Origin of the sequence: Pseudomonas marvdashtae (assembly GCF_014268655.2) — a bacterium.
In the GTDB taxonomy this organism is placed as follows: domain Bacteria; phylum Pseudomonadota; class Gammaproteobacteria; order Pseudomonadales; family Pseudomonadaceae; genus Aquipseudomonas; species Aquipseudomonas marvdashtae.
Genome location: NZ_JABWQX020000001.1, coordinates 3,071,428 through 3,095,151 on the forward strand (window position 1 = coordinate 3,071,428; position 23,724 = coordinate 3,095,151).

The window sequence follows — 23,724 nt, forward strand, 5'->3', positions numbered from 1 at the left end:
GCTGGACAATGGCTCACGCCAACAGCTCGCTGATCCAGCGGACCTGAAGAGCCATATCCTGCACCTTCTCCTCGGCCACGGCCTGCTGCGCCTGGGCAAAACTGACCAAGGTCTTTTGCTTCAGTCGTAGCAGACGCTGCCACTTTGCCAGGAAAACCGGGCTTCGGGCCTGCAACTGCAACGGGCCGAAGTACAACTCCTGGGCGGAGTACGCCACCGGCCCGTCGCGCTCGGCGACGATGATTTCGTAGTAGAAGCGGTTCTCTCGCAGCACTTCCTCGCTCACGATGCGGTAATCATTGTCCATCAACCATTGACGCAGTGGCTGCTCGCCGCCGTTGGGTTGCAGGATCAGACGCTCTTGGCCACTCAAGCGGCCCTTGCCGCCGTCGAGAATGTCGCGAATCGTCTCGCCGCCCATGCCACACAGACTGATCGCCGTGATGCCGTCCCCAGGCTCGATGGCCGCCAGGCCGTTGGCCAGGCGCACGCTGATTTTCGCGTCCAGTGCGCTTTCGCGCACGGTGCGTTCGGCCGAGCGGAACGGCGTCACTGCCACCTCGCCCGCCAGCGCCGCCGCGATCACACCCCGGTTGATCAGCGCCACCGGCAGATAACCATGATCGGAGCCGATATCGGCCAGGCGCGCCCCTGCCGGCACATGCCTCGCCACGCGCTCCAGGCGCATGGACAACGTTTGTTCGTTCAAACTTCCAACCCTTTTCTCGGCGGCACATAGACGTCCGTCCAATTGTGCCACGGACTGTTTCTCTCCAGGCAACTGAGGGACCGTTCGCATAACGGCGCCACAGCCGACGTCAGCCACGTGATTGGGTCTATGCTTGTGTTGGGTTCGCCCAGGAACAGCGGACCACCCCAACAGGAGAACACGTGAAGCATTCGATGCCTGCCGCAGCGCTGCTTTGTCTGATGCTCGGCTCAGCGACCGCCGCCGAGCCCTATCAAGTCGTGACCGAGGAATGGGCTCCCTACAATTACGTGGAGAACAACCAGCTCACCGGCATGACCACGGAAATTGTCCGGGCCATCATGACGCTGACCGGAGACGACTTCGAAATATCGTTGCAACCGAGCATGCGCGCCACGCAGATATTGAAGAACCGGCCCAAGACCATCATGTATTCGCTGTTCCGTACACCGGAGCGCGAACCGTTATACAAGTGGGTCGGGCCAATCGTCGAAGAATCCATCCACGCCTACCAGCTGTCCGATTCGCCGCCGATCAACTCCCTGGAACAGCTACTGCGCGCCCCGCAGGTCACCACGCGGCATGCCGGCCTGGTGCCCCAGATGTTGCAATCGCTGGGCTTCAATAACCTGGACAAAAGCGCAACCGAAAGCAAACTGCTCTACCGCATGCTGCTGGCCGGGCGAACCAACATCATTGTCGGCGACACCGCTGCGGGAGTGGCTTACTACAGCCGGCAATTGAGCATCGCCCCCGGCACCCTGCGCAAAATCCCCATCGAGCTTTACCGCTCCTCGCTGTACATCGCTTTCAGCACTGACAGTGACGACGAACTGATCGCCGCATGGACCCGCGCGTTGGAGAAACTGCGCCAGTCCGGTGAATTGGCACGCATCCAGCGGCGCTACGAACAACCGACCCAACAGTAGAAAACAGGCCTGGCCTCAAGGCTCTTCGCCTATCCGCCTTACCCGGTGACAATCCCAGGGCTCGACCTTCTGGCCGCTCGACGAGCGAACCTCGATCGGCATCAGCGGCTGTCCGGATGCGTTGTCCAACAGCTCCGAACGCGTCTCCTGCGGCGCGAACAGGAACCGCTCGCCCCACTGCCTCAAGCTGACCACGACCGGAAAAATTTCCTGTCCTTTTTCCGTCAGGACATATTCCTTGTAGGCGCTTCCATCCGAGGCAGGTCGCACGTCGAACACGCCGACCTCGACCAAGGCTTTCAGGCGCGACGCCAGAATGTTCTTGGCCACGCCCAGGTTCTTCTGGAACTCGCTGAATCGGCGGATGCCATCGAAGGCATCGCGGATGATCATCAGCGACCAGCGATCGCCAATCACGTCCAAGGTCCGGGAAACCGGGCATTCGCTGTTATGTGATGGAGCGTCTTTCAAGATCATGTTTGGCCTGCACTCGGTCAAAGTGGTTGCTATTTAAAACCTAAACCAGCAAGAATCAAATCAGGTATTCAATTGCAACCAGATTACACCATGGAGGTGCGCATGACCGCATACACCGACGTGAACCGAGGCTTGTCAGCGACGCTCACTTTATTGTTATCAGTAACGTGCGCCCTCGCTGTCGCCAACGTCTACTTCGCGCAACCCTTGCTCGCCTCGATAGCGCAAAGCCTGGATGTTGCCCCCGGGTTGATCGGTATCGTGGTAACGGCGACTCAGATCGGATACGCGCTCGGACTGTTGTTCATCGTGCCGCTGGGGGACAAGGTCAATCCCCGGAAACTGATCTTGACCCTCGTTGCGCTGTCCGTGGTGGCGTTGGCGGCGGTCGGCGCATCACGCCATTGGTCGGTTCTGCTGGGCGCCATGATTGTGACAGGGTTATTGGCAGTGGTCGTCCAGGTGCTGGTCGCCTACGCCGCCACGCTGTCCGCGCCATCGCAACGCGGGCAGGCGGTGGGCACTATTACCAGCGCGATTGTGCTGGGCATTCTCCTGGCACGGTTTACCTCAGGATTGATTGCCGACCTGGCAGGCTGGCGTGCGGTTTATTTCGTCTCCTCGGGGCTGATGCTGCTCATCGCCGCGGTGTTATGGAAAGTGATTCCCGCCACGGCGTCGCCCCGCCACCGACAATCCTACCCTGTGCTGATCGGGTCTCTGTTCAAGCTGTTCTTGACCGAACCGGTCTTGCGAATCAGGGGTCTGTTCGCCATGCTGATCTTCGCTGCCTTTTCCGTGCTGTGGACCGCCATGGTCCTACCGTTGAGCGCCCCGCCGCTGTCACTTTCCCACACCGCCATCGGCCTGTTTGGCCTGGCCGGTGTCGCCGGAGCCCTGGCGGCCAGGGGAGCCGGTCGCTGGGCCGATCGAGGTTTCGGACGACGTGTGACCGGCCTGTCGCTGGGGCTCTTGGTGATGTCCTGGCTGCCGATCGCTTTTGCCGAAAGCTCGCTGGTGGCCTTGGTCTGTGGAGTGATCTTGCTCGACTTCGCCGTACAAGCGGTGCACGTCACCAACCAAAGCCTTATTTTCGCCGCCCGCCCCGACGCACAAAGTCGCATGGTCGGCGCCTACATGTGTTTCTACTCGATCGGCAGCGCGCTCGGGGCTGCCGCCGCCACTCAGGTGTATGCGCTTTGGGGCTGGACGGCGGTCAGTCTGCTGGGTGGGTTGATCAGTGCGCTGGCGTTGGCTTTGTGGGGCATTTCGATTCATATGTCGGGCCGTCCATCGGCGGTGCTACAGTCGCGCACCAACAACGAGGGAACGTCATGCGCATCATCGGAACGGCTCTAATCATCGCACTGCTGACGGGATGCGCGACCGCCAACGAAACCTTTGGCACCGGCGGCCTTTGCGGTGTCAGCCCGTATTGCGGCGTGTATTTCGATTACCAAGTGCTCAAGGAAGCGGTGACGGAAGATAACTCAACGTTCGCCAGTGCATTCGCGCCGTTCGCGGCCATCGACCTGCCCCTGAGTTTCGTCGCCGATACGTTGATCCTGCCCTACACCATTTTTCACATGAGACCGTCCGAGGAATAAGGGTATTGGCGCGACGAACATTCAGCCGCCAAGCGCGCCCTGTGCAAGCAACCACTCACTGAACGCCCGCACCGCCGGCTGCCGCTCTCGCCCGGGCACACACACCAATGTGTAACGCGCGCCCGCGAGGCGAATCTCCGGGCGATAGGCGATCAACTGGCCGCGCGCGACAGCTTCGGCAACCAGCACCTGGCTGGCCAACACCAATCCGTGCCCGACGATGGCTGCCTGCAGGGCATGCTGTTCCTCGTCATAACGCCGCAGACGGGCGCTCTCCAACCAATCGCCAATGCCGGCCTTGGCGCACCAGGCCGGCCAATCGACCGTGACGGCGGAGCTGCTCAACCACGGCACATCAATCAGTTCAACGGGCGCCCCCGTAGCAGGCGGTTGCCAGTCGGGACGACAATACACACCGAAATACTCATCCATCAGCGGCTGCTCGACCAATTGCGGGTCAGGCGTGAACAGGGCACGGATTGCCAGGTCGATGCTCGCGTCACGCCGCAGGTCCACCACCTCGTTGCTGCTGTGCAGCCGGACGCTGATTTCCGGGTGCAAGCGATAAAACCCTCCGAGCCGTGGGATCAGCCAGAGGCTGGCGAAGGCCGGCGTGGTGCTCACCACCAGCGATTGCGCCACGCAGGACGGGGACAGCACTTGCAGGCCCTGCTGGATATCGAGCAGCGCCCGGTGGACGTAGGTGTGCAGACACTCACCATCGGCGCTCAGGCGAACGCTTTGGCTGGAGCGTTCGAACAGGCGCACGCCCAGTAAGGTTTCGAGATTCTTGATCTGATGGGAGATCGCCGCGGCGCTGATGTTCAGCTCCTGGGCGGCAGCCTTGAAACTGCCTAGCCGTGCGGCAGACTCGAAGCCGCGCAAGGCGGTAAGGGGCAATTTGGCAAACATGGGCGCAAGCGTTACTCACGTTGAGCGAGGCTCAATTTAGCTCAATTGTGCGCGCACGCTCAACTCGCGAGGCTGTGCTCCTGCCCCCAAGATCCGGAGACTACCGATGCAAGGCGTACCTCGCAAAATCCTCCAGGCCATACTCTACGAAGCGGGCGGTGTCCTGTTCGTGGCACCGGCGCTGACGCTGATCTACCAGCAAGGCATGGGTTATTCTACCTTGCTGTCCCTGGTGATATCTGGCGTCGCGCTGGGCTGGAACATGCTATTCAACGGCGCGTTCGAATGGTGGGAGCGCCGCCAGCACAACCGTCAGCGCAACTGGCAACGGCGGTTGTTGCACTCCTTGGGATTCGAAGGCGGCTTGACGTTGATCCTCACACCGGTGATTGCCGCGTGGCTAGGCATCAGCCTGTGGCTGGCGCTGGTAACCAATCTGGGACTGTTTGTGTTTTTCTTCTTCTACTCGCTGGTTTTTCAATGGGGATTCGATCGGGTGTTCGATGTCCCACTGTCGGCGCAGTCCGCACAGACCTCGACCTCCAAGGCCAACGCCACGTGATGGCGTCTGCTCTACAGCCGAAAGCGCTGCTGGATGGCCTGGCCAAGCAAGTCGACCGTTTCATCGTCACGGGATGCCTGGGATCGCATGAACACTACGTCGTGATCCGGGATCACCGGCAGCTCATCAAGGATCCGCATGTTATCCGTCACCCGGCCACGGTCGATCAGGCTGATCGCCAACCCGGCCTCCACGCAGGCCTTGACGGCCTGGTTGGAGGGGCTTTCGAGGACGATTCGCACCTTGCGCCCGCTTTGTCGGAGCGCTTGCAGCATGACCTGTCGGTAAGGGCATTGCGCCGCGTGCACGGCCAGCGCCAGCGGCTCGGTCAAATTCGCCGTGGCGTGAAGCGCCGCGACCCAGACCGGTGTCGTGGTGACCAGGAACTCAACCTCAGCGTTGCGCAACTCCTTCGGCTGGGTGAGCACGGCGGCTTGTAGCTTGCCGCGCTGGACCTGCTCACGCAGGGCATAGCTGGGGGCGGTCTTGAGCTCCAGGATGACGTTCGGCCAGGCTGCGGTGAACGTTGGGACGATGTCGCGGATGACATGGTCGGCGTATTCGTCGGGCACACCCAAGGTGATCCGTCCCGCCAGCCGCGTGCCGTGCAAGTCGGCCAATACCCGGTCGTGGGTCGTGAGCAGCTCCGTCGTGGAAACGAGCAGGCGTTTGCCCAACGCGGTCAGGGAGACCGCTTGATTGTCACGGTCCAGCAGCCGGCCACCGGCGACCGCTTCCAGTCGCTGAATGTGCACGCTGACCGCCGCCGGGCTCTTGTGAAGCTCCTGCGCCGCAGCGCTGAATTTGCCTATCCGCGCGACCGCATGAAAGGTTCGTATCAGCTCGATGTCCAGTATGGCTGCCATGATTCACCGTTCGTGAACGACTTCTACAAGATATTTTGATTTATTAGATTAGTCGGCTTTCGTAGCCTGTGACCATGAACTCGCCCAAATCGATCACTTCCCCTGCCACGCCCAGCTTGTATTGGCTGATTCCGTTGCCCTTGCTGGAAGCGGCGCTGGTCCTGGCCTGGAGCTCAGGGTTCGTCGGTGCGCGCTTCTCCATCGATTACGCGCCGCCGTTGCTCGTGGTGTTCTGGCGCTGCGTCCTGGTCACGCTGATCCTGTTTCCCTTCGTCGTCGGCCAACTGCGACGAATCCCCTTCGCCGCACTCTTGAAAAACGCCGGTATCGGTCTGCTAGCGATGGCGGGTTATCTGGCCGGTATCACCCAAGGCATCGCCCTGGGTGTTCCGGCAGGCCTGGCGGCGCTGTTTGCCGACTTGCTGCCGATAGGCCTGGCACTGTTGGCTGCCGGTGTGCTGGGACAGCGCTTGGCGCCGGCAGTCTGGGCGGGCTTGGCCATCGGCCTGACCGGTGTTGCCCTCGGTACCCAAGGCGCGTTGGCCTGGGGCGACGCGCCTTTGTGGGCCTACGGGTTGCCGCTGCTCGGCATGCTCTCGCTCGCTGCTGCGACCCTGTGGCAGAAGCATCTTCCAGCCTCGCAATCGATTGGCCTGCTGCCCAATCTCTGGCTGCAATGTTGTGTCAGCGGCCTGGTGTTTGCGCTTATCGAAGGCGCACAGGGCAGCCTCGCACCGATACCCAGTACTGGCTTTGTGCTGAGCGTCGTATGGACGGCGGGATTGTCGACGATGGGCGGATACGGGCTCTATTGGTTGTGCCTGCGCCGGGCGACAGCCACCCGTGTCGCCAGCGTTCTCTACCTGAGCCCGCCCATTACGATGCTGTGGGCCTGGGCAATGTTCGACGAGCCGTTGTCGTGGCTCATGGCGCTGGGGATGGCGGTGTCTGCCGTCGGCATCTGGATGGTGATGCGTGATGAAGCGCGTGGTCGACTCAGCGCCACCGCCGCGCGTTAAACCTCCAGCACCAAAGGCTCACTGCCCTCGGCCGGTACTGCGCAGCAAATCAGCACTTCGCCGTCCGCGACCGGCTCGGCGGGCTGCGTCAGGTAATGCACCTGGCCTTGGGTCATGCGGGTTTTACAGGTGCCACAGGAACCGCCGCGGCAACTGAATTCCGGGTTCAGGCCCCGGGCCTCGGCCAACTCCAGCAGCGTCCCGCTACCCGGCTCCCAGCGCGCTTCCTTGGCCGAGCTGGCGAACAGGACTTTCACCGTTTCACTCGCCGCGGGCACCTGCTCGGCCACGGGCATTCGAACCTCGATATCGCGCACTAGCGTGGACGGGCCAAAGGTTTCCGCATGGATGCGATCATCGGGAATGCGCAGCTTGCGCAGGCCGTCATACAGCGCCTGGGTAAAGCTGCCCGGCCCGCACAAATAGAAGTCATAGTCGTCCAGCGGCAGCCATTGCTTGAGCAGCCCCACATCGATTCTGCCGGACACGTCGTAACCTTGCCCGGCGCTGCCGTCGGTGGGCGGTTGGCTGACCATGCGCAACACCCGCAGCTTGTCACCGGCACGGGCCGCCAGCTCGTCGATCTCCTTGCGAAAGGCCAGGTCAGCCACGTGACGGGCGCTTTGTACCAGCCAGACCGAACGCATGCGGCTGATGCGTTTCCCTTGGTAGACCACCTCGCGCAACATCGACAACAGCGGCGTGATGCCAACGCCCGCTGCCAACAGCACCAGCGGGCGGCGCTCGATGGGGTCCACGGTGAAGTGGCCTTGGGGCGCCCGCGCCTCAATTTCATGGGCCGCCTGAATTTGTTCATGCAAGTGCGAAGACACCACGCCGTCGCGCTTGACGCTAATGCGCAGGAAATCATCGGACGGCGCGCTGGACACGCTGTAGGTGCGGATCGACGGAGTTTGCTGCCCTTGCAGTAATACTCGCACCGGTAAATGCTGTCCGGCTTCGAACCGTGGCAAACCGGCGCCATCGGTGGTTTGCAGATAAAAGGAACGAATGTCGGGGCTTTCATCCACCGTCCGAGTGACCTGCAACGCACGCCATTGGGTCCTCAGGGCTTCGGCCTGCAAGCGCTCAGCGGTTTGTTCCCAACTGCCGGTCATCAGCGAATTGGGCGAGTCACCTTCGTCCTGGTTTCTCCAGCGCAACGGTATCGCTTCGGGACGGTAGACCAAGCGTTGCGGAGTCACACGCAACAACCGCTCGGCGCCCTGGAACGCAGCAATCTGCGGGTCATCCAGCAACACCTCGGCGCGACCGCTCAACTGCAACAGGTCGCCGGTTTCAAAGTCGACGAACAACAGCCCTGCGCGCGGATTCAGCAGGATATTGCCCAACGTGTTGAAAAACAGATTCCCGGAAAAATCCGGGACGGTCAGCGTCCCGTCCTCGTCCATGTGCACAAAACCGGACTTGCCGCCACGGTGCGAAGCATCGACCTGCCGTTCGCCGTCTCGGATCACGTAGGTGGCGATGTAGAACGAATCGGCCGCCGTGACCAGCCGACGAACCAAAGGGTCGTCCACCTCCAGTTCACGCGAGACGGCAGCTTGCTCATCGACAAAGCTGTATTGGCGCAGGTTGATGTAGCGCGGGCAGTTGCCATACGCCTGGCTCACCGAGATCTCCAGCCCTTGGTCGAGCCGACGGCGCACGACACCGTTCATGCGGTTACGGCGACGGGTATGCAACTCGATGCCCAGCATGCCGATGGCATCGCCCTCGCCCATGCCTTCCTGGGCTGGATCGCTCGGCTGCGGCTCGATATCGATGTGCAGCGTTTCCGGATCCGGTGAACTCATGAAGCCGGGCTGCCCGGTGCGCAGCGTCGCCCAGACATCGCCTTGACGATCCACCGCGCCCAACACCACGAAGGGCAATTGGGCGTAGAACTCACGGTGCTGATCCGGCATCCAGGTGCGTGCCAGTTGCCGCTGGCCGACACCGGCCATCATGTCCACCGCGCCGACGGAGCGCTGCAAGGTCAACTCGCCTTCATGCCAGGGCGAAGGTTGTGCTTTCGAGGCTTCGTTCATCAGCTACTCCTCGCGCCCCGGCATTGCTGCTGGGTCAGTGCGCTGTGGTCAGGGATGGTCCGTCACGCCTTTGAACAAGGTGTGCGGCTGGTGGAGCCATCTTCTGCCCAAAGCGGCGGCGCAGGAATACGCATGGATTGAAATCCACTGTTTCAGGAAATGGAATGACCTCGACGCCTGGGTCCTCGCGCGCATCGCTGGTCAATTGAGGAGCGGTCCTGGCTGACGGTCCGCCCCCCCCAGACGTTACAGCATCCTCAGCCGACCCAGCCGATCGCCGTTTTTGGAATGACTTCAGACTCGTCGAGCTTGGACGCGAACATGCTGACCGCCTCCAATGCATCCGTGGTCCCGGCCCTGATCTGCACGATGACCGATCCGGCCTGGTCCGCCAGGGTAACGCCGCGCAGCGCGCCCTCATGGGTCACGCTCATACTGGCGACCGCATCGCGGGTCTCAGAAAGGATCATGCCGATCATCTCGGCGATTTCCGCTGTCGAGCGACTCGTGCGCCCGGCCAGTTGGCGGACTTCGTCGGCCACGACTGCAAAGCCCCGGCCCTGGTCGCCCGCCCGCGCGGCCTCGATGGCAGCGTTGAGCGCCAGCAGGTTGGTCTGGTCGGCAATGCCGCGAATGGTATTGACGATGGCGGTGATCTCTTCCGAGCGCGCGCCCAGTTGCCCGACCAGGCGCGCGGAGGCGCCAATGTTTTCGGCGATCTGGCGCATCTCCTTGGCGGTTTGCTGGATCACTTGGGCGCCCTGCTCGGCGACTCGCTCAGTCTCGGAAGAAATGTGATAAGCACGCGAGGCACCGCGTGAATCCTCTTCGAACTTTTCCACCCGCTCGGTGATGTCGCTGGCAAACTTGACGATCTTGCTCAGTTTGCCTTCGGCGTCGTAGACCGGGTTGTAGCTGGCCTCCAACCACACCACCTTGCCATGCTTGCCCAGTCGCTTGAATTGTCCGCTGAAAAACTCACCGGCGTTCAGACGTCGCCAGAAATCGCCATATTCCGAACTGTTGACCAGGTTCGCTTCGCAGAACAGTCGGTGATGCTTGCCTTTGATTTCAGCGAGCGAGTAATTCATCGTCCGCAGGAAGTTGTCATTTGCAGTGAGGATATTGCCAGTCAAATCAAATTCGATCACCGCCATTGCCCGATCAAGGGCTGCGAGCCTGCCACGCGTTTCTGCGTCACTGGCCACTCGGGCGGTGACATCAAGGGCATACTTGACCACCTTCACGACTTTGCCCTGCTCATCCAGGACTGGGTTATAGCTCGCCTCCAGCCAGACGTTGCGACCTTGTCCGCTGACCCGCTGGAACGTCCCCGAAACGAACTGGCCTGCCCGCAACCGGTCCCAGAACTCGCGGTACTCAGCACTGCCCGCCAGCGCTGGGGTGCAAAAATTGCGGTGGGACAAACCGGCCAACTGATCCTCGCGGTAGCCCATGGTATTGAGGAAGTTTTCGTTGGCGCGAAGCACCTTGCCGTCGGGACTGAACTCGATCACGGCCATCGACCGCTCCAGAGCGCCTACCAATCCCTTGTAAGTTGCTAACTCGGCCTTCCTTGCCGTCAGTTCATTTTTTAGTGTTGTATTAAACATGACGTACCCTCGGCAGAAGCTGGGAATCAACCGCATCTCAAATGGCTATCGGCTAATAACCTAGAGACTGTAAGGATGCTGAGCATTTATTTTCTGGCGTCAAAAAGCCCTTGTCCGGCTTATCTATTACTGAAGGAGATACAGACAATCAACCGCCTTTGTTCGCCTGACAAAACGCCCCTGGATTAGAGTCCGTCTCTCGATGCGAGCCATTGCGCAAATGTGCTATGGCTTCATCCCAGGATCAGTGCATTCAAAACGATAAGGTACGTCTCATGAGCAAAGCGTCTTACGTCCCTCCAAAAATCTGGAAGCACGAGGCCCCCTCGGGCGGCCACTTCGCCAGCATCAACCGCCCCATTGCCGGGCCGACCCACGAAAAAACCTTGCCGGTCGGCGAGCACCCGTTGCAGCTCTATTCACTGGCGACGCCCAACGGCGTCAAAGTCACCATCCTGCTTGAAGAGTTGCTGGCGCTCGGACACACCGGCGCAGAATACGACGCCTGGCTGATTCGCATCGGCGAAGGCGACCAGTTCTCCAGTGGTTTTGTCGAGGTCAATCCAAACTCGAAGATTCCGGCCCTGCTGGATCGCAGCGTCGAGCCAGCAATCCGCGTCTTCGAGTCCGGGTCGATCCTGCTTTACCTGGCAGAAAAATTCGGCGCGCTGCTGCCCACCGACCCGGCCGGCCGCACCGAAACCTTGAACTGGCTGTTCTGGCAGATGGGTTCGGCGCCGTACCTGGGCGGCGGTTTCGGACATTTCTACGCCTATGCGCCGGAAAAACTCGAGTACCCGATCAATCGCTTCACCATGGAAGCCAAGCGCCAACTGGATGTGCTGGACCGTCGCCTGGCTGAAAACAAATACCTGGCGGGCGACCAATACACCATCGCCGACATCGCGGTCTGGCCCTGGTATGGGCAATTGGTGCGCAATAACGTGTATTCAGCGGCGCAGTTCCTCTCGGCCCACGAATACACCCATGTTCAGCGCTGGGCCGAGGAAATCGCCAACCGACCCGCGGTGATGCGCGGCCAGCGGGTCAACCGGACCTGGGGCGATGAAGCGAGCCAGGTGCCGGAGCGGCATCGGGCGCAGGATTTGGGCTAGACGCGCCTACGCGAAACCTGGTGGTGAGGGAGCATGCGCCCTCACCACGTTCGATCGTTCCCACGCTCCTGCGTGGGAAGGCCGCCAGGGACGCTCCGCGTTCCGCTTCTGGGGTGACGCAGAGCGTCACGGGGATGCATTCCCACGCAGAGCGTGGGAACGATCAAATAGCGGTAATCCACAGGCCCATCGTCGCCAGGATGATGGGCCTGTTCGCAAGTCAATCGTAAAACGGTTCGACCAGGGTCCGACTGCCCACGAAGAAGCTGTCCGCGACCAGGCGTAGCGGTTGCAAATCCATGTCGCTGGCCTTGTCCTTGATCAGCTGTTGGAAATGCCGATACACCGCCGCGTATTCGCCCTCCTCCGACACAGCCTGGCGCACGCCGTCGATACTCAGCAACGCGCCGCCATTGTCGAGCCGCAGGACGCCTTCGGCGCAGCGAATCTCGATGCTCCAGAGCTCGTCATGACCATGGTCGAAGTCAAACTCGGCACGGATATCGAGCTGGCGCGCGTCCGCCATCTTGATGCTCGCGGCAATCGGTGACTGGCAGTTGTCGGGTACGCGCAGTTCGGCCGACTCGACGAACAGCGCCAGCGGCAGCAGATGGGTAGCAATCGAGAGGGCGTTTATGCCGGGATCAAAGACGCCCAGGCCACCGGGTTGCCAGATCCATGCCTGGCCCGGGTGCCATTTGCGCACGTCTTCCTTCCAATCGATCCGGACGCTTTGCAGCGTACGGCTGGCCAGCCAGTCGCGAGCCGCTTCGATGCCGGGCGCATAACGCGAATGCCAGGCGTAGAGGCCGCTGGCGCCTTGCTCGCGCGCGAGGTCAACAAGGGCCATCGCTTCGCCCAGCGTGGCGCAGGGCGGCTTTTCCACCAGCACGTGCTTGCCGGCAGCCAGGGCTTGTCGGACCAGCCCGAATCGACCTTGTGGCGGCGTGCAAAATGCGATTGCATCAACGTGCGGGCCGTTTTCCAGCAATTCGCCCAGGGACTGCAAATTCTCCACCCCGGCGCAAGGCTGCCCTTGCGTGGCGACCGCCACCAGTTCGAACGCGGGGTTGGCGCGGATAGCGGGGACGTGTTGATCCTGGGCGATCTTGCCGTAGCCCACCAGACCGAGACGAATCGGTTGCATCGATGACTCCTGACTTTTGTACTTATGATGGGGCAGCAAACTAGACGTAAATCGCCTGGCGGACAATGGGTTCGTATCCCAATGCTCGGCGTCAGCGCTGCGCCGGGGCGGTCACGACCTTGGAAATCCGGCTGAGAAACGGTTCGAGTCGCTCCCGCGGTGCGTCGTGCTCGACCACCAAAGCCGTGACTTCCTCGCAAGACGCCACTTGATAGTGGGCAACGCTGGAAAGTTTCTCATTGGTCACCGCCACCACCAATTGGCCGCTCGCCGCCACCACCGCGCGTTTGAATTCCGCGTCATCCAGGCCAAACGCCGTGACCCCATTGTCCGAGTCAATGGCGCAGGCACCGACAAAGCACAAGTCGAAATTGAACTGGCGCAATTGCTGGACGGCCGCCAGCCCGATGGCACCGCCCGCGACCGGATTCAGGCGACCGCCCAGCAGAATGACTTCGGCGCGGGGCAGCTTCATCAGCTCCACCGCGATCAAGGGTGAGTTGGTGGAGAGGGTCAACCGGAGCTCCGGGTCGATGGCGCGGGCGATGGCCAGGTTGGTCGACCCGGCATCGAGGAACACGTGCTGCCCGGCGATGAGCAGCGAGGCAGCCGTCTGGCCAAGCGTGCCCTTGCGCGCCGAATCCTGATGGATCCGGACATCGATAGGCGCCTCGGCCGCTGGCAGGCGAATCGCGCCGCCATAGACGCGCTTGCACAAGCCCGCCGCTGCCAGCGCGCCCAAATCGCGCCGTATCGAGTGTTCCGAAACATTGAACTCAACCGCCAAGTCAGCCGCAATGACCCGGCCATACAGGGCGAGACGTTCGCTGATCAATCGCTGGCGTTCGCCGGGAAACGCTTCGTTAAAAGAACTCATGACATTGGCAACCTGCATAAACGAGCAATAATAACCACAAACGAGCACACTATGCCGCGTCCCCCCAGGATCGTCAAACCAGGCCGGATTGCCTTTCGTCACTCTCTCGCGCCGGGCCGTGAACAGTTTTTTCCCGAGGCGGGTCAACCCAAGGTCAGTAGCGTCATTTCGTAGACGAGCGACTCACCCGGTCGCCGAGGGTGGAACCATGAACAATACAATCATCGCAGCCCTGGTAAGCGCCGTCGTCCTATCGGGCGCCAATGGTGCCCAGGCCGCAGAAACGAAAAAGGTCGATGTGCTGCTGGTGGGCGGAGGAATCATGAGTTCCACGCTGGGCATCTGGCTCAACGAGCTGGAGCCAGGCTGGTCGATGGAGATGGTCGAGCGCCTGGACGCGGTGGCCGAAGAAAGCTCCAACGGCTGGAACAACGCCGGCACCGGCCATTCAGCGTTGGCAGAACTCAACTACACGCCGATGGACGAGCAAGGCAACGTCAATATTTCCAAAGCCATCGAGATCAACGAAGCCTTCCAGATCACCCGGCAGTTCCTGGCCTGGCAGGTCAAGAACAATGTCCTGAAAAACCCTCGCTCATTCATCAACGCCACCCCGCACATGAGTTTTGTGTGGGGGGACGACAACATCAAGTTCCTCAGGAAACGCTACGAGGCGCTGCAAGCGAGCCCGCTGTTCCGGCCCATGCAATATTCGGAAGATCCGCAGCAGATCAAGAAATGGGTGCCGCTGATGATGGAGGGCCGCGACCCGAACCAGAAGCTTGCGGTGACCTGGACGCCGATCGGCACCGATGTGAATTTTGGCGAAATCACTCGCCAGTACGTCGGATATCTGCAGAGCAAACCCAATTTCAGCCTGAAGCTTTCCAGCGAAGTCCGCGATATCACCCGCAATGACGATGGCTCCTGGCACGTGGAGTACAAGAACCTCAAGGACGGTGAGACGACAGCCACCGACGCCAAGTTCGTCTTCATCGGCGCGGGGGGTGGCGCGCTGCATCTGTTGCAGAAGTCGGGCATCGAGGAAGCGAAGGAGTACGCAGGGTTTCCGGTCGGCGGCTCGTTCCTGGTCGCCGAGAATCCCACCATCGCCGAGCGACATATGGCCAAGGCATACGGGATAGCCTCCACCGGCGCGCCGCCGATGTCCGTGCCGCACTTGGACACCCGGGTACTGGATGGCAAGCGCGTCATCCTGTTCGGCCCCTTCGCGACCTTCTCCACCAAATTCCTCAAGGAAGGCTCGTACTTCGACCTGTTTACCAGCATGACGCCCCACAACATCTGGCCCATGACCAAAGTCGGCGTCGAGCAGTACCCGCTGGTGGAATATCTGGCCGGCCAGCTGATGCTTTCCGACGACGACCGGTTCAAGGCCTTGCAGGAATATTTTCCCCAGGCCAAGCAGGAAGACTGGCGCCTCTGGCAAGCCGGCCAGCGGGTCCAGGTGATCAAGCGCGATGAAGAAAAAGGCGGCGTGCTCAAACTCGGTACCGAGGTGGTCGCGTCGCAGGATGGCAGCATCGCCGGATTGCTCGGGGCATCCCCCGGCGCCTCGACAGCGGCGCCTATCATGCTTGAAGTCATGCAGCGGGTCTTCAAGGACAAGGTCGCCTCCCCTGCCTGGCAGGAAAAGCTGCACCAGATCGTGCCGAGCTATGGAACCCGGCTCAACGATGATCCGGCGCGAGTCTACGAGGAATGGAAATACACCAGCGAGCTGTTGCAACTGGCGCCGCCACCGGATATTCGTGGCAACGCCGAGGCGAACGCCCCCACCAACAGCGATCCGGTGGGCCAGAAACACAGCGATTCCGACCCGGACATTGCTTTGTGAATGGCGTCAGGCTGACGTCTTATAGCTGAGCCTTCAAGCAACGGCTCAGCTACCGGCACAGCCTAGAACCACTCCTTGTGCTCTTCAAACGCCGCGCGGACCATCGCCACCAATCGCACGACTTCCTGCCTGTGCGCCTCATCGCCATGCACGGCCATCCAGACCTGCATCTGCATGTCGCCAGTGAACAATTCGGGCAAAGGCTGCAGGGTTTTGTCGAGCGAGCAAACGTAGTGCGGCAGCAGGCCGATACAGGCACTCCATTGAATCATCTGGCGCATCAACTCATAGGAGTTCACCTGCGTGACGCCTGACCGGCGCTCGCTGACGGCGCGGTTCCACGGGGCCAGCGAAGGCATTTTTGCGTAGCTGTGCAGGCTGACCAGCATGTAGTCCTGAAGCTCGGGAAGGCTGCGTGGGCGACTTGCTTCCCGGGAGTAGCGCTTGGCGATGTGCGGGATGTATTCCAGCTCGGCCAGGCAACTGAGTTCGGCCACCGGGAAAGATAGCTGCGGCGCTGTCGTCCGTGGGTCGGTGAGCCAGACGATGACATCCGCCTCAACCGACTCCTGGCCGGGTGGACCGTCGAGGCGCACCACGTCCAGGCGCACGTTGGCGTGTTGGCGCAAGAAGCCAAGCAGCGCGCGGCTGAGGACGTCGTGCAGCAACGGCTCGGCCACGGCCACCCGCACCAGGGTCTGCTCGGTGTCGAAGGCGTCAGGCAACGCCAGCAAAGCTCGGTGGGCCAGTAATTGGCTGCGCAGGTGACGGCCAGCCTGGCTGAGCATCAGCGCATTCCCTCGGTGCTCGAACAAGGGACGCCCGTAATGACTGGATAACCGCGACAGTTTTTTCCGCAATAACGACGCTTTGACATTCAGGCTGCGCGCGGCCTGCATGAAACAGCTACAGCGTGCCGCCACCAGGAAAAACTCCAGCGCTTGCGGATCCTTGAAGCCCTTCAGTGCCTGATCATCGGTTGCCACCGAAGCACCCAGCCGCACGTAATCTCGAACCTTGCCAATCTCCTCCAACGCCATACGCCCTCCTCCCTAAGGTAGCTTCACGGCTGCCGCGCCGCTTAACGAACAGACTCCAATGCCTCGTTCAGTTGCGCGCCATCGATGCTCAACGTCGCCTTGCTGACCAATCCTTCCAGATACGCCCTGGCCACCTGTTCCTGGCGCTGGTTGCGCAGCGCCTCGCGCAACTGTCCACGCACCTCATCCAGACTCGCGGGACGTGCCGGTTGCATGTCGGTGAGCTTGAGAACGTGAAAACCCGCCTCGCTGCGCAAAGCGTCGGAAACACTGCCAACTCGCTGCCGCGCCAGCACTTGGCGCATTTGCGGCACGTATTGCTGCAACGGTTGCAGGCCGCTGTCGCCACCCCGCTGCGCCGTGGCCTGGTCATCGGAAAACTCCCGGGCCAACGCGGCGAAATCAGCATTGGGAGCCTGGGCGCGGCGAGCCAGTTCGGTGGCTTTCTTGCGCACTGACTCTTCGTTGGCACCCGGCTCCAGCGCGATGAAAATCTGACTGACGCGATACAACGCCGGGCTTTGCAGCTGGCCCTTCGCTGCGTCATAGGCTTGTTGCAGCGCCTGCTCATCCGGGTACTCGGCAGGCACTTGGCTGATGGATTGCAGATAGGTGCGCAACAGGATCTGTTCGGTGGCGGCTCGGGTCATCTGTTGAATTTCCGGGCGTTCCTGCCAACCTTGCGCGTCGGCCTGCTGCAACAAGGCTTTCTCCGCCAGGCGCGTTCGAATCCAGCTTTCCAGGGCGCCACGATTGGCCCGCAGTTGCTCGCGCACCGGCGGTGCCAACGAGCCCAGCACACCGTTGAGTTCGGCGCTGCTCAATTGCAGTTCACCCAGACTGGCGACGGCCGGCGCGGTCTCGCCTTGGCCTCGGGCAGCTACCGGTTGTGTCGCCGGTACCGAGGCATGGGGGGAATCGCCAGGGTCGAGGGCCACTGCCACGGCGATGCCTCCCGCCACCAGAATGACAAGACTGGCGCCCACCCGTTTGCTGAACCTGCTCATCTCCATCAAGCCTCTTCAACCACGACTTCTGGCACTGGCGCAGCGTCCACCGCCTGTTGCTGGCGGGCCTGCTGGCTGTATTCGCGCAGGTACACCACGAACTCTTGCAGCAAGCGGTCCCAGAGCTCCAGCACGCCGCGCAAGTGATCCTCACTGACGCCTGCGGCGACGATGGCGTCCATCTCCATCACCAGGAATTCGCCCTGAAGGCTGAGGCGGGCAAAGCGGCGGCTGGCGTTCCAGACTTCCACCAGGCCTTCAGGCAACTTGCCCTCGATGCGCAACGCGCAGCTGAACGTAAAGTCGAGGAAGCTACCCTCGGCGGCGGCCGGGTTGCCGAAGCGCACGGCAAAACCAATGCCCTGGCTGGCGCTCAACAACTGCACGACCTCGCCCTGCTCGGTGCGATTGACGCGATAGCCAGCGGCTTGCAGTAACTCGCCGAGTTGCTCGGGGGTGATGCTCTGGATCAGTGCTTGTGTGGTCATCGCGAAATTTCCTGTTGGGTAAAAAGTGGACGGTGATTATTTGCCCGCGGTGGTCTTGGTGGCGTCGAACTGGGTCTGGTACAGCGCATCGCCATAACGCTGCGCCAATTCCTCGAACTTCACCCGCGCGCCGCTGGCAAAGGGCTGGCGAATCTTCAGCACATCACTGACCTCGATGTTTTCGTAGGCGCCGAGGATCTCTTTGGCGATGCCGTACATCTGCTGGTTCTTCGCCACACATTGCTGTACTTCACTCTCGCGACTGGTCAGGCTGGCTTGCAGGGTGGCGCGTGCCGCTTCGATACCGCGGGCGCGGCCCAGCAGTTCTTCGTAGGCTTGCTTGAATTTGCCGACCTGCTCGCTGCTGGCCGCCACCTGCGCCTGGGCGCTGCTGCGGACGGCATCCTGCTGGGCGCCCAGTTGTTCGTTCTGGCTGCGGGCCTTGGTCAGTTCGGCGGTCAGTTGCTTGATTTGCCCTTGCGCGGCGCTCAGTTGGCTCTCCGCTGCCTGGCGGGCAGCGGTGCCTTGCGCCTGTTCGCTCTGCAAGGCTTGCAACTGCGCAGTGGTGCTGCGCAATTGGGCACGCAGGCGCTCCTCCAAGGTTTGCGCCGAAGCGCCCAAGGCTGCGCCGAGGCCAAGCAACAACACCACAGCGTGGATGATGGGATGAAATGGCCTGATCATAGTGTCCCTCCCGGCGCTAGAAGCGCGTATTGAGCTCGAGTTGCAGAACGTCGATAGCGAACGGCGCGCCATACACTTCTTCGCTGCTCAGCCAGCGCGCGGTCGCCAATACGTTGTCTTCGATTCCATAGTTGCCGCCGAGGAAATAACCCTTGGCGTTGGTGCCCCCGAGGTGAAACGACGAATCGTTGAAGCCATCCGGCAAGGCATCCGGCTCGATGTACTTGTAGCCGGCGAACAGGTTCCAGTCGCCGCGCTTTTTCAGGTCCAGGGCACTGCCCAGGGTGAACTGCAGCATCCAGGCACTGTCACCGCTTTCGATGTCGCCGTTCTCATCCAGGTTGTTGGCCAGCGCACCGGCCGAGCGCTTGCGCATCTTGCCTTCGTCGTAGCCGAGGTTGACCAGGTAGTTGCCCTGGCTGCGCAGCTTCAGGTCGTCGAACAGCAAGGTGTCCCACACCAGGTTGAGATCGAGCACGTTGAACTCCGAGGCCAGGCCTACGAACTGCGGCTGCGGCGAGGTGGTCGGCGCGGAAGGGTCCGGCACCAGGTCGCGCAGCTCCATCAACGTGTTGCCCTTTTGCATGAAGGCCGGGCGCGTTTCGTCGCTGTCACAGGCGGGGGCGCCGTCATAGATGGCACAAGGATTGGAGCGTCGCCCTTCGATGTCATCGAACTGGTAATAAGCCAACGCGCCCTTGATGTTGTTGTCCGGGGCAAACGCCCAGCTCGCGCCAAGCTGGGCGCCGTAGAGCCACTTGTTCTCGCTGTCTTCCTTGTTGAAACCATCGCTCGACGCGCTGTCGGAGCTGTACTCCACCGGGAACGCACCGAGGGTGCCGAACATCGCCAGGTCGCGGCTCAACGGGTGATTGAACGAGCCGGCCAAACCGTCGAAATTGAGGTCGTTGGAATACAGCAGATCGGTGGACATGAACGGGTTGGGCATGCGCCCGCCGGTAAAGCTCAGTTCCTTGGTCGGGCGATAGTTGAGGTAGCCTTGGTCGAGCCACAGATCTTTTTTGTCAAAGCCGCCGCCCAGGGTCTGGGTGGTGGAGACTGGACTGCTGTCCGAGCCCGTGCCCAGGCGGATAGCCGCTGTCCATTGCGGGGAAAGCGCGGCCCGCATGCCCATGCGAGCCCGCAGGCGCAGCATGTTCTCGCGGTCTTCGCGGGTATTGAGCAACGGTGGAAGTTGCGAGCCGCTGTTGGGGTTGACGTCATAAGGCCCGCTGTTATTGAGCTCGGCAAAGTCGACGATCTCGTTACTGTTGCTGCCCGAGTAGAAGCGCGACTCGTTGCGCAAGCGCACGTCGCCTTCAAAGGTGATGCGTGAGACCCAGTCGGGGAAGGTGTTGGGCTGGGCCCAGTTTTCCTGTTTGGCTTGGGCGATCACTTCGGCTTTCACCTGGTCGCGAATCTGTTCCCGAACGATGGCCGGCACATACTGCACCCGAACCTCGCCCGGCGCGCCTGGCGCTGGCACCGGTGCGGTGTTGGCGGCCGTCTGCCGGGCTTGCGTGGCCTCGGCTTCGGCCTGGTCGATCAGCGCTTGGGCCTGGTCCTGCTTGAGCACGCCTTGTTGCACCAACAGGCGAATCAGATTGACCGTCGCGTTCTGCGAGGGTGTCTGCGCCAACGCGCTGCCCGCCAGGCTGGCGATCACCAGGCCGACGCCCAGCGCCAATCGATTAACTTTGCAGATCATGAACACAACTCCTAATGGTCTCTTGGCGACCCGGCTTAGCCCGGCCGGCGTCCTTGTAGGCGGATACGCACCGGCACCTGCAGCGAGGCGGGTGGACGTTCCAGATTGGGTGAGGCGCGCAAGGTGGCCAGCACCTTGGCGTCAAGTTCGGCATCGCCGCTGGTGCGCCCCAGTTCCACCCGGATCACCCGGCCGGCCTGGTCCAGCCAGACGTCGGCCTCCAGGCGGAAAGCCAGGTTGCGCAGCTCGGGCGACTCGCGCAGCAAGCGCTGGAAGCTGTAAGCCAGGAACTGGCTGTAGGTGCCGTTGCCGAGGCGTCCGCCACCGGCGCCAGCCATCCCGCCGCCCTTGCCCGCGCCGATATTGAAAGCGTCGGAGCCAGCCTGGGCGTCGCTGTCCATTTGCATCGGGTCAGCCAGGTCTTCGGCGGGCGAAGGCGGTGCTTCTTCCTCCGGCTTGACTTCTTCTGGTTCGGGCGTGGGTTCGGGCTCGACGATTTTTTCTTCCACCGGTTTTTCCGGCTCCGGCGGTTTTTCCGGGGGCGGCGGCGGTGGCGGCAACGGAATGATCGCGGGAATCTTCGGCGCCTCGCGACGGATGCCGCTCATATCGTTAGCCCATGTCCACAGCAGCCAGGCCAGGCCCGCGCCCACCAGCAAACCGGCAGTCCATTGCAATACGCGGCGCACCCTGCCAGTGCCGTCCCGCTGTCGTTCCAGGTGTCCGTTTTGCGGCTGTTCAGGAAAAGACGTCATGACTCAGCCCTGGCTCGGTTTGCCGGTGACCAGGCCCACCTGGGACAACTCCAGGCGGCGCAACAGGTCCAGCACTTCAATGACTTTCTGGTACTGCACGGCCGAGTCACCGCGCACGATCACCGGAAAATCCGGGCTCTGGGCTTTCTCGATGCGCAAGCGATCTTCAAGTTCGTTGAGGGTGACCGGGTAGGCATCGAGGAACACCTGGCCGCCATCATTGATGGAAATCGCCTTGGTCTTGGGCTGCGAAAGCGAGATGGTCGAGCTGGCCTTCGGCAGGTTGATCTGGATCCCGGAGACCTGGGCGGTGGCGGTGAGAATAAACATCACCAGCACCACCATGAGCACGTCCACCAACGGCGTGATGTTGATGGTGTCGACGGCGGCATCTTCGTCGTCGTCCGAGGCGCTATTGAGGTTGGCCATGGTCGCTCCCCTACACCGTCAACGATGGGCTTGCGACGTGGTTGCCCCGTCGATGCGCCGCTTCACTGGACTGGCTTTCGCCGTGGACTTCGGCCAGGCGGGTGATGAACTCGTCGACGAATACCCGCATGTCGGCGCTGACTTCCTTGTTGCGCGTGGTCAGGCGGTTGTAGCCAAACAGCGCCGGGATCGCGACGAACAACCCCATGGCCGTGGCCAGCAACGCGGCTGCCATGCCGGGGGCGATGGCGTTGATGTTTACATCACCGGCCATGGCGGTGCCGAGGAACACCACCATGATCCCCAATACAGTCCCCAGCAGGCCGATGTAAGGGCCGCCGGCGATGGCGTTGGACAAGGTCGACAACTTGGAACTGAGCTGTTGGTTTTCCCGGGTCCGTACACCGTCCATGGAACAGCGGATGGCTTCGATGGTGGCTGCGGAGATCGACGAGGTGTCGGCGCCCTGGTCGCGGCGGGTGCGGATTTCGGCAACCGCCACGCCATACAGACGCCACAGCGACGAATCGCTTAGGCGCTGCGCCAGGTCGCGGTCATCGGCGAGCAGTTCCAGCCGCGTCCCAACCTTGGCGAAATGACTGCGGAAGACTTCGTTGGCACGGCTGACTCGGCTGACATTGCGGCTCTTGCGCACCATGATCACCCACGACTGCAGCATCATCAGCACCAGGACGGCAATGATCACCCAGGCGTCCAGCGGCACCGCGTTGAGCAGGAAACCCAGGCTGCCGAAACCGAAGCCGGACTGTTCTTCGTCCACCCCATAGACCACCAGGCGCGACTCGGCGCCCTGGGCGGTGGCATCGGCCAGGATCTGCTCGGGCGAACGGGCGACGCGGGACAAGCGCAGTTCATCGAGAGCGCCGGTGAAGGCTTGATACGTAGCGGTCGGTGCCACCGCGCCGGCATCGACGGCAGGCGGTAAGTCGGCGCCGATGGCAATCGCCCCCTGCAAGGCTGGCAACGGTTGCGCCAGGTTCGCCGCCGGCTTTCCATTCACATACAAACGCAAGCCGCTGGCGTCAGCTGTCAACGCCAGGTGCTGCCATTGCCCCAGTGCCACGGCCTGGTTGGCCACGGCGCGCTGGCCGTTTACTTCCACAAAGGGCACGCCTTGGTTCACGCCCACCAGCAGCGCATTGCCGGCATCACGACGGGCCAGCAGCAGTTGCTCGCCTGCGCCCTGCTCCATTCGCAACCAGGTGCTGAAGGTCAACGCACCACCCGCGCTCACGCCCAGGGATGGACTGGCCGGCAGCAACAGCGGCTGGCCGTTGAGCTGTGCCGAGCGCCCGATGACACCGTCGATGATGTTTGCCGGGGCGTTCTGCGCGTGGTTGGCAAAGGCACTGGCGTCCCGTGGCGGTGCGCCAACGGCACCGTCAAAGTGATAGACCAGGCTGTAGTCGGCATCGAAGGCTGACTGAGCGTTGCTTGTCGCCGGCGCTTTCGGGTTGCCGTAGTACATCCAGACATCCTGGCGCTTACCGCCCTCCACCAGAGGCACGTCCACCCAGATCAGCGCCATGCCCATCAACGGGTCGAAACTCTCGATCTGGTGGTTGAGCACGGTGTGATCATCGGTGGCGACAAAACGGATGTCCGAACCGTTTTCGTTAACGCCATCGAAGGTGAAATTGCCAGTGTGCAAACGCACCAGCAGCGAGGTGCGCCCCACCGCCTGGCTGATCGCCGCGCCCTGGGGCGTGGTGTCGATGCTGATCTGTTTGCGGTAGTGCCAATCGTCCTGCCACCAGGCGCTGGCCGTTGCCGGCAGCACAAGGCCCAGGCAAGCGAGAAGAATGAAAATCAAGCGATGCATAACGGGGTGCTCCAAGGTCTGTGCCTAC

The 23,724-nt window shown here is 61.9% G+C and carries 23 protein-coding genes and 1 pseudogene; 7 read left to right on the forward strand and 17 right to left on the reverse strand.

Features of this window, described 5'->3' with window-relative positions:
* Positions 1–13 precede the first annotated feature (13 nt).
* Positions 14–709: a tRNA (adenine(22)-N(1))-methyltransferase gene (locus HU742_RS13685; RefSeq protein WP_225923571.1), complete on the reverse strand. Its 696-nt coding sequence runs from the start codon at positions 707–709 to the stop codon at positions 14–16.
* Positions 710–903: 194 nt separating this feature from the next.
* Here HU742_RS13685 and HU742_RS13690 point away from each other — a divergent pair, with 194 nt between their 5' ends.
* Positions 904–1,638, forward strand: a complete 735-nt coding sequence (locus HU742_RS13690; RefSeq protein WP_225923628.1) for a substrate-binding periplasmic protein — start codon at positions 904–906, stop codon at positions 1,636–1,638.
* Positions 1,639–1,653: 15 nt separating this feature from the next.
* On the opposite strand, the gene HU742_RS13695 is transcribed toward HU742_RS13690, so the two are convergent.
* Positions 1,654–2,115, reverse strand: coding sequence for a winged helix-turn-helix transcriptional regulator (locus HU742_RS13695; RefSeq protein ID WP_186642822.1), 462 nt, complete (start codon positions 2,113–2,115; stop codon positions 1,654–1,656).
* A 102-nt stretch (positions 2,116–2,217) separates the two neighbouring features.
* Between HU742_RS13695 and HU742_RS13700 the strand changes: the two genes are divergently transcribed.
* Together HU742_RS13700 and HU742_RS13705 are read left to right on the forward strand one after the other, a co-directional pair.
* Positions 2,218–3,474: an MFS transporter gene (locus HU742_RS13700; protein WP_225923572.1), complete on the forward strand. Its 1,257-nt coding sequence runs from the start codon at positions 2,218–2,220 to the stop codon at positions 3,472–3,474.
* Positions 3,450–3,722 carry a YceK/YidQ family lipoprotein gene (locus HU742_RS13705; RefSeq protein WP_186642823.1) on the forward strand — a complete coding sequence of 91 codons (273 nt, stop codon included), beginning with the start codon at positions 3,450–3,452 and terminating at the stop codon, positions 3,720–3,722. The genes HU742_RS13700 and HU742_RS13705 overlap by 25 nt, the downstream gene beginning before the upstream one ends.
* A gap of 21 nt (positions 3,723–3,743) precedes the next feature.
* Here HU742_RS13705 and HU742_RS13710 read toward each other — a convergent pair whose 3' ends face one another.
* The gene (locus tag HU742_RS13710) at positions 3,744–4,634 is read right to left on the reverse strand and encodes a LysR substrate-binding domain-containing protein (protein WP_186642824.1); all 891 of its coding nucleotides are present in this window, start codon (positions 4,632–4,634) and stop codon (positions 3,744–3,746) included.
* Positions 4,635–4,740: 106 nt separating this feature from the next.
* Here HU742_RS13710 and HU742_RS13715 point away from each other — a divergent pair, with 106 nt between their 5' ends.
* Entirely contained in the window at positions 4,741–5,196 is a 456-nt protein-coding gene (locus HU742_RS13715; RefSeq protein ID WP_186642825.1) for a PACE efflux transporter, read from the forward strand.
* Positions 5,197–5,207: 11 nt separating this feature from the next.
* On the opposite strand, the gene HU742_RS13720 is transcribed toward HU742_RS13715, so the two are convergent.
* A complete protein-coding gene (locus HU742_RS13720; protein ID WP_186642826.1) occupies positions 5,208–6,062 on the reverse strand; it encodes a LysR family transcriptional regulator in 855 nt (284 codons plus the stop codon).
* 74 nt (positions 6,063–6,136) lie between these two features.
* On the opposite strand from HU742_RS13720, the gene HU742_RS13725 reads away from it, so the two are divergent.
* Positions 6,137–7,081 carry a DMT family transporter gene (locus HU742_RS13725; protein ID WP_186642827.1) on the forward strand — a complete coding sequence of 315 codons (945 nt, stop codon included), beginning with the start codon at positions 6,137–6,139 and terminating at the stop codon, positions 7,079–7,081.
* On the opposite strand, the gene HU742_RS13730 is transcribed toward HU742_RS13725, so the two are convergent.
* The 3 genes and pseudogenes from HU742_RS13730 to HU742_RS27120 form a co-directional block, all read right to left on the reverse strand.
* On the reverse strand, positions 7,078–9,132 hold the full coding sequence (locus tag HU742_RS13730) for a 2Fe-2S iron-sulfur cluster-binding protein (RefSeq protein ID WP_186642828.1): 2,055 nt from the start codon (positions 9,130–9,132) through the stop codon (positions 7,078–7,080). The two genes, HU742_RS13725 and HU742_RS13730, sit on opposite strands and share 4 nt — an antisense overlap.
* Before the next feature lie 257 nt (positions 9,133–9,389).
* Positions 9,390–9,974 (reverse strand): methyl-accepting chemotaxis protein, encoded by a 585-nt coding sequence (locus HU742_RS27115; RefSeq protein WP_437179899.1) that lies wholly within the window; start codon positions 9,972–9,974, stop codon positions 9,390–9,392.
* 3 nt (positions 9,975–9,977) lie between these two features.
* Positions 9,978–10,781 (reverse strand): annotated as a pseudogene (locus HU742_RS27120) (PAS domain-containing protein); the annotation flags it as partial.
* A gap of 239 nt (positions 10,782–11,020) precedes the next feature.
* Between HU742_RS27120 and yghU the strand changes: the two are divergent.
* Positions 11,021–11,860, forward strand: a complete 840-nt coding sequence (gene yghU / locus HU742_RS13740; RefSeq protein ID WP_186642829.1) for a glutathione-dependent disulfide-bond oxidoreductase — start codon at positions 11,021–11,023, stop codon at positions 11,858–11,860.
* A 220-nt stretch (positions 11,861–12,080) separates the two neighbouring features.
* Here the strand turns inward: yghU and HU742_RS13745 are convergent, their stop codons facing one another.
* The gene (locus tag HU742_RS13745; protein WP_186642830.1) at positions 12,081–13,007 is read right to left on the reverse strand and encodes a Gfo/Idh/MocA family protein; all 927 of its coding nucleotides are present in this window, start codon (positions 13,005–13,007) and stop codon (positions 12,081–12,083) included.
* A 91-nt stretch (positions 13,008–13,098) separates the two neighbouring features.
* Positions 13,099–13,884: a DeoR/GlpR family DNA-binding transcription regulator gene (locus tag HU742_RS13750; protein WP_186639313.1), complete on the reverse strand. Its 786-nt coding sequence runs from the start codon at positions 13,882–13,884 to the stop codon at positions 13,099–13,101.
* Between the two features lie 208 nt (positions 13,885–14,092).
* On the opposite strand from HU742_RS13750, the gene mqo reads away from it, so the two are divergent.
* The gene (gene mqo / locus HU742_RS13755) at positions 14,093–15,742 is read left to right on the forward strand and encodes a malate dehydrogenase (quinone) (RefSeq protein WP_186639311.1); all 1,650 of its coding nucleotides are present in this window, start codon (positions 14,093–14,095) and stop codon (positions 15,740–15,742) included.
* A 62-nt stretch (positions 15,743–15,804) separates the two neighbouring features.
* Here the strand turns inward: mqo and HU742_RS13760 are convergent, their stop codons facing one another.
* The 8 genes from HU742_RS13760 to HU742_RS13795 are packed head-to-tail and all read right to left on the reverse strand — an operon-like array spanning position 15,805 to position 23,696.
* Positions 15,805–16,782, reverse strand: coding sequence for a LysR substrate-binding domain-containing protein (locus HU742_RS13760; protein ID WP_186639309.1), 978 nt, complete (start codon positions 16,780–16,782; stop codon positions 15,805–15,807).
* Between the two features lie 41 nt (positions 16,783–16,823).
* Entirely contained in the window at positions 16,824–17,789 is a 966-nt protein-coding gene (locus HU742_RS13765; RefSeq protein ID WP_186642831.1) for a peptidylprolyl isomerase, read from the reverse strand.
* A 5-nt stretch (positions 17,790–17,794) separates the two neighbouring features.
* Complete coding sequence (locus HU742_RS13770; RefSeq protein ID WP_186639305.1) at positions 17,795–18,277, reverse strand: YbjN domain-containing protein; 483 nt, start codon at positions 18,275–18,277, stop codon at positions 17,795–17,797.
* A 36-nt stretch (positions 18,278–18,313) separates the two neighbouring features.
* Positions 18,314–18,961 (reverse strand): DNA repair protein, encoded by a 648-nt coding sequence (locus tag HU742_RS13775; protein ID WP_186642832.1) that lies wholly within the window; start codon positions 18,959–18,961, stop codon positions 18,314–18,316.
* Between the two features lie 16 nt (positions 18,962–18,977).
* The gene (locus tag HU742_RS13780; RefSeq protein ID WP_186639301.1) at positions 18,978–20,669 is read right to left on the reverse strand and encodes a putative porin; all 1,692 of its coding nucleotides are present in this window, start codon (positions 20,667–20,669) and stop codon (positions 18,978–18,980) included.
* Between the two features lie 35 nt (positions 20,670–20,704).
* Positions 20,705–21,424 carry an energy transducer TonB family protein gene (locus tag HU742_RS13785; protein WP_225923573.1) on the reverse strand — a complete coding sequence of 240 codons (720 nt, stop codon included), beginning with the start codon at positions 21,422–21,424 and terminating at the stop codon, positions 20,705–20,707.
* 3 nt (positions 21,425–21,427) lie between these two features.
* Positions 21,428–21,853, reverse strand: a complete 426-nt coding sequence (locus tag HU742_RS13790) for an ExbD/TolR family protein (protein WP_186610023.1) — start codon at positions 21,851–21,853, stop codon at positions 21,428–21,430.
* A gap of 10 nt (positions 21,854–21,863) precedes the next feature.
* On the reverse strand, positions 21,864–23,696 hold the full coding sequence (locus HU742_RS13795; protein ID WP_186642833.1) for a DUF2341 domain-containing protein: 1,833 nt from the start codon (positions 23,694–23,696) through the stop codon (positions 21,864–21,866).
* Positions 23,697–23,724 lie beyond the last annotated feature (28 nt).

What these genes read in the sequence shown, in the direction of transcription:
- HU742_RS13765 (WP_186642831.1), bottom strand. Translation starts at nt 17,789, where the DNA reads ATGAGCAGGTTCAGCAAACGGGTGGGCGCCAGTCTTGTCATTCTGGTG.
- HU742_RS13730 (WP_186642828.1), bottom strand. Translation starts at nt 9,132, where the DNA reads ATGAACGAAGCCTCGAAAGCACAACCTTCGCCCTGGCATGAAGGCGAG.
- HU742_RS13725 (WP_186642827.1), top strand. Translation starts at nt 6,137, where the DNA reads ATGAACTCGCCCAAATCGATCACTTCCCCTGCCACGCCCAGCTTGTAT.
- HU742_RS13690 (WP_225923628.1), top strand. Translation starts at nt 904, where the DNA reads ATGCCTGCCGCAGCGCTGCTTTGTCTGATGCTCGGCTCAGCGACCGCC.
- HU742_RS13770 (WP_186639305.1), bottom strand. Translation starts at nt 18,277, where the DNA reads ATGACCACACAAGCACTGATCCAGAGCATCACCCCCGAGCAACTCGGC.
- HU742_RS13710 (WP_186642824.1), bottom strand. Translation starts at nt 4,634, where the DNA reads ATGTTTGCCAAATTGCCCCTTACCGCCTTGCGCGGCTTCGAGTCTGCC.
- HU742_RS13775 (WP_186642832.1), bottom strand. Translation starts at nt 18,961, where the DNA reads ATGATCAGGCCATTTCATCCCATCATCCACGCTGTGGTGTTGTTGCTT.
- HU742_RS13715 (WP_186642825.1), top strand. Translation starts at nt 4,741, where the DNA reads ATGCAAGGCGTACCTCGCAAAATCCTCCAGGCCATACTCTACGAAGCG.
- HU742_RS13790 (WP_186610023.1), bottom strand. Translation starts at nt 21,853, where the DNA reads ATGGCCAACCTCAATAGCGCCTCGGACGACGACGAAGATGCCGCCGTC.
- HU742_RS13705 (WP_186642823.1), top strand. Translation starts at nt 3,450, where the DNA reads ATGCGCATCATCGGAACGGCTCTAATCATCGCACTGCTGACGGGATGC.
- HU742_RS13795 (WP_186642833.1), bottom strand. Translation starts at nt 23,696, where the DNA reads ATGCATCGCTTGATTTTCATTCTTCTCGCTTGCCTGGGCCTTGTGCTG.
- HU742_RS13720 (WP_186642826.1), bottom strand. Translation starts at nt 6,062, where the DNA reads ATGGCAGCCATACTGGACATCGAGCTGATACGAACCTTTCATGCGGTC.
- HU742_RS13785 (WP_225923573.1), bottom strand. Translation starts at nt 21,424, where the DNA reads ATGACGTCTTTTCCTGAACAGCCGCAAAACGGACACCTGGAACGACAG.
- HU742_RS13750 (WP_186639313.1), bottom strand. Translation starts at nt 13,884, where the DNA reads ATGAGTTCTTTTAACGAAGCGTTTCCCGGCGAACGCCAGCGATTGATC.
- HU742_RS13760 (WP_186639309.1), bottom strand. Translation starts at nt 16,782, where the DNA reads ATGGCGTTGGAGGAGATTGGCAAGGTTCGAGATTACGTGCGGCTGGGT.
- yghU (WP_186642829.1), top strand. Translation starts at nt 11,021, where the DNA reads ATGAGCAAAGCGTCTTACGTCCCTCCAAAAATCTGGAAGCACGAGGCC.
- mqo (WP_186639311.1), top strand. Translation starts at nt 14,093, where the DNA reads ATGAACAATACAATCATCGCAGCCCTGGTAAGCGCCGTCGTCCTATCG.
- HU742_RS13695 (WP_186642822.1), bottom strand. Translation starts at nt 2,115, where the DNA reads ATGATCTTGAAAGACGCTCCATCACATAACAGCGAATGCCCGGTTTCC.
- HU742_RS13745 (WP_186642830.1), bottom strand. Translation starts at nt 13,007, where the DNA reads ATGCAACCGATTCGTCTCGGTCTGGTGGGCTACGGCAAGATCGCCCAG.
- HU742_RS13780 (WP_186639301.1), bottom strand. Translation starts at nt 20,669, where the DNA reads ATGATCTGCAAAGTTAATCGATTGGCGCTGGGCGTCGGCCTGGTGATC.
- HU742_RS13700 (WP_225923572.1), top strand. Translation starts at nt 2,218, where the DNA reads ATGACCGCATACACCGACGTGAACCGAGGCTTGTCAGCGACGCTCACT.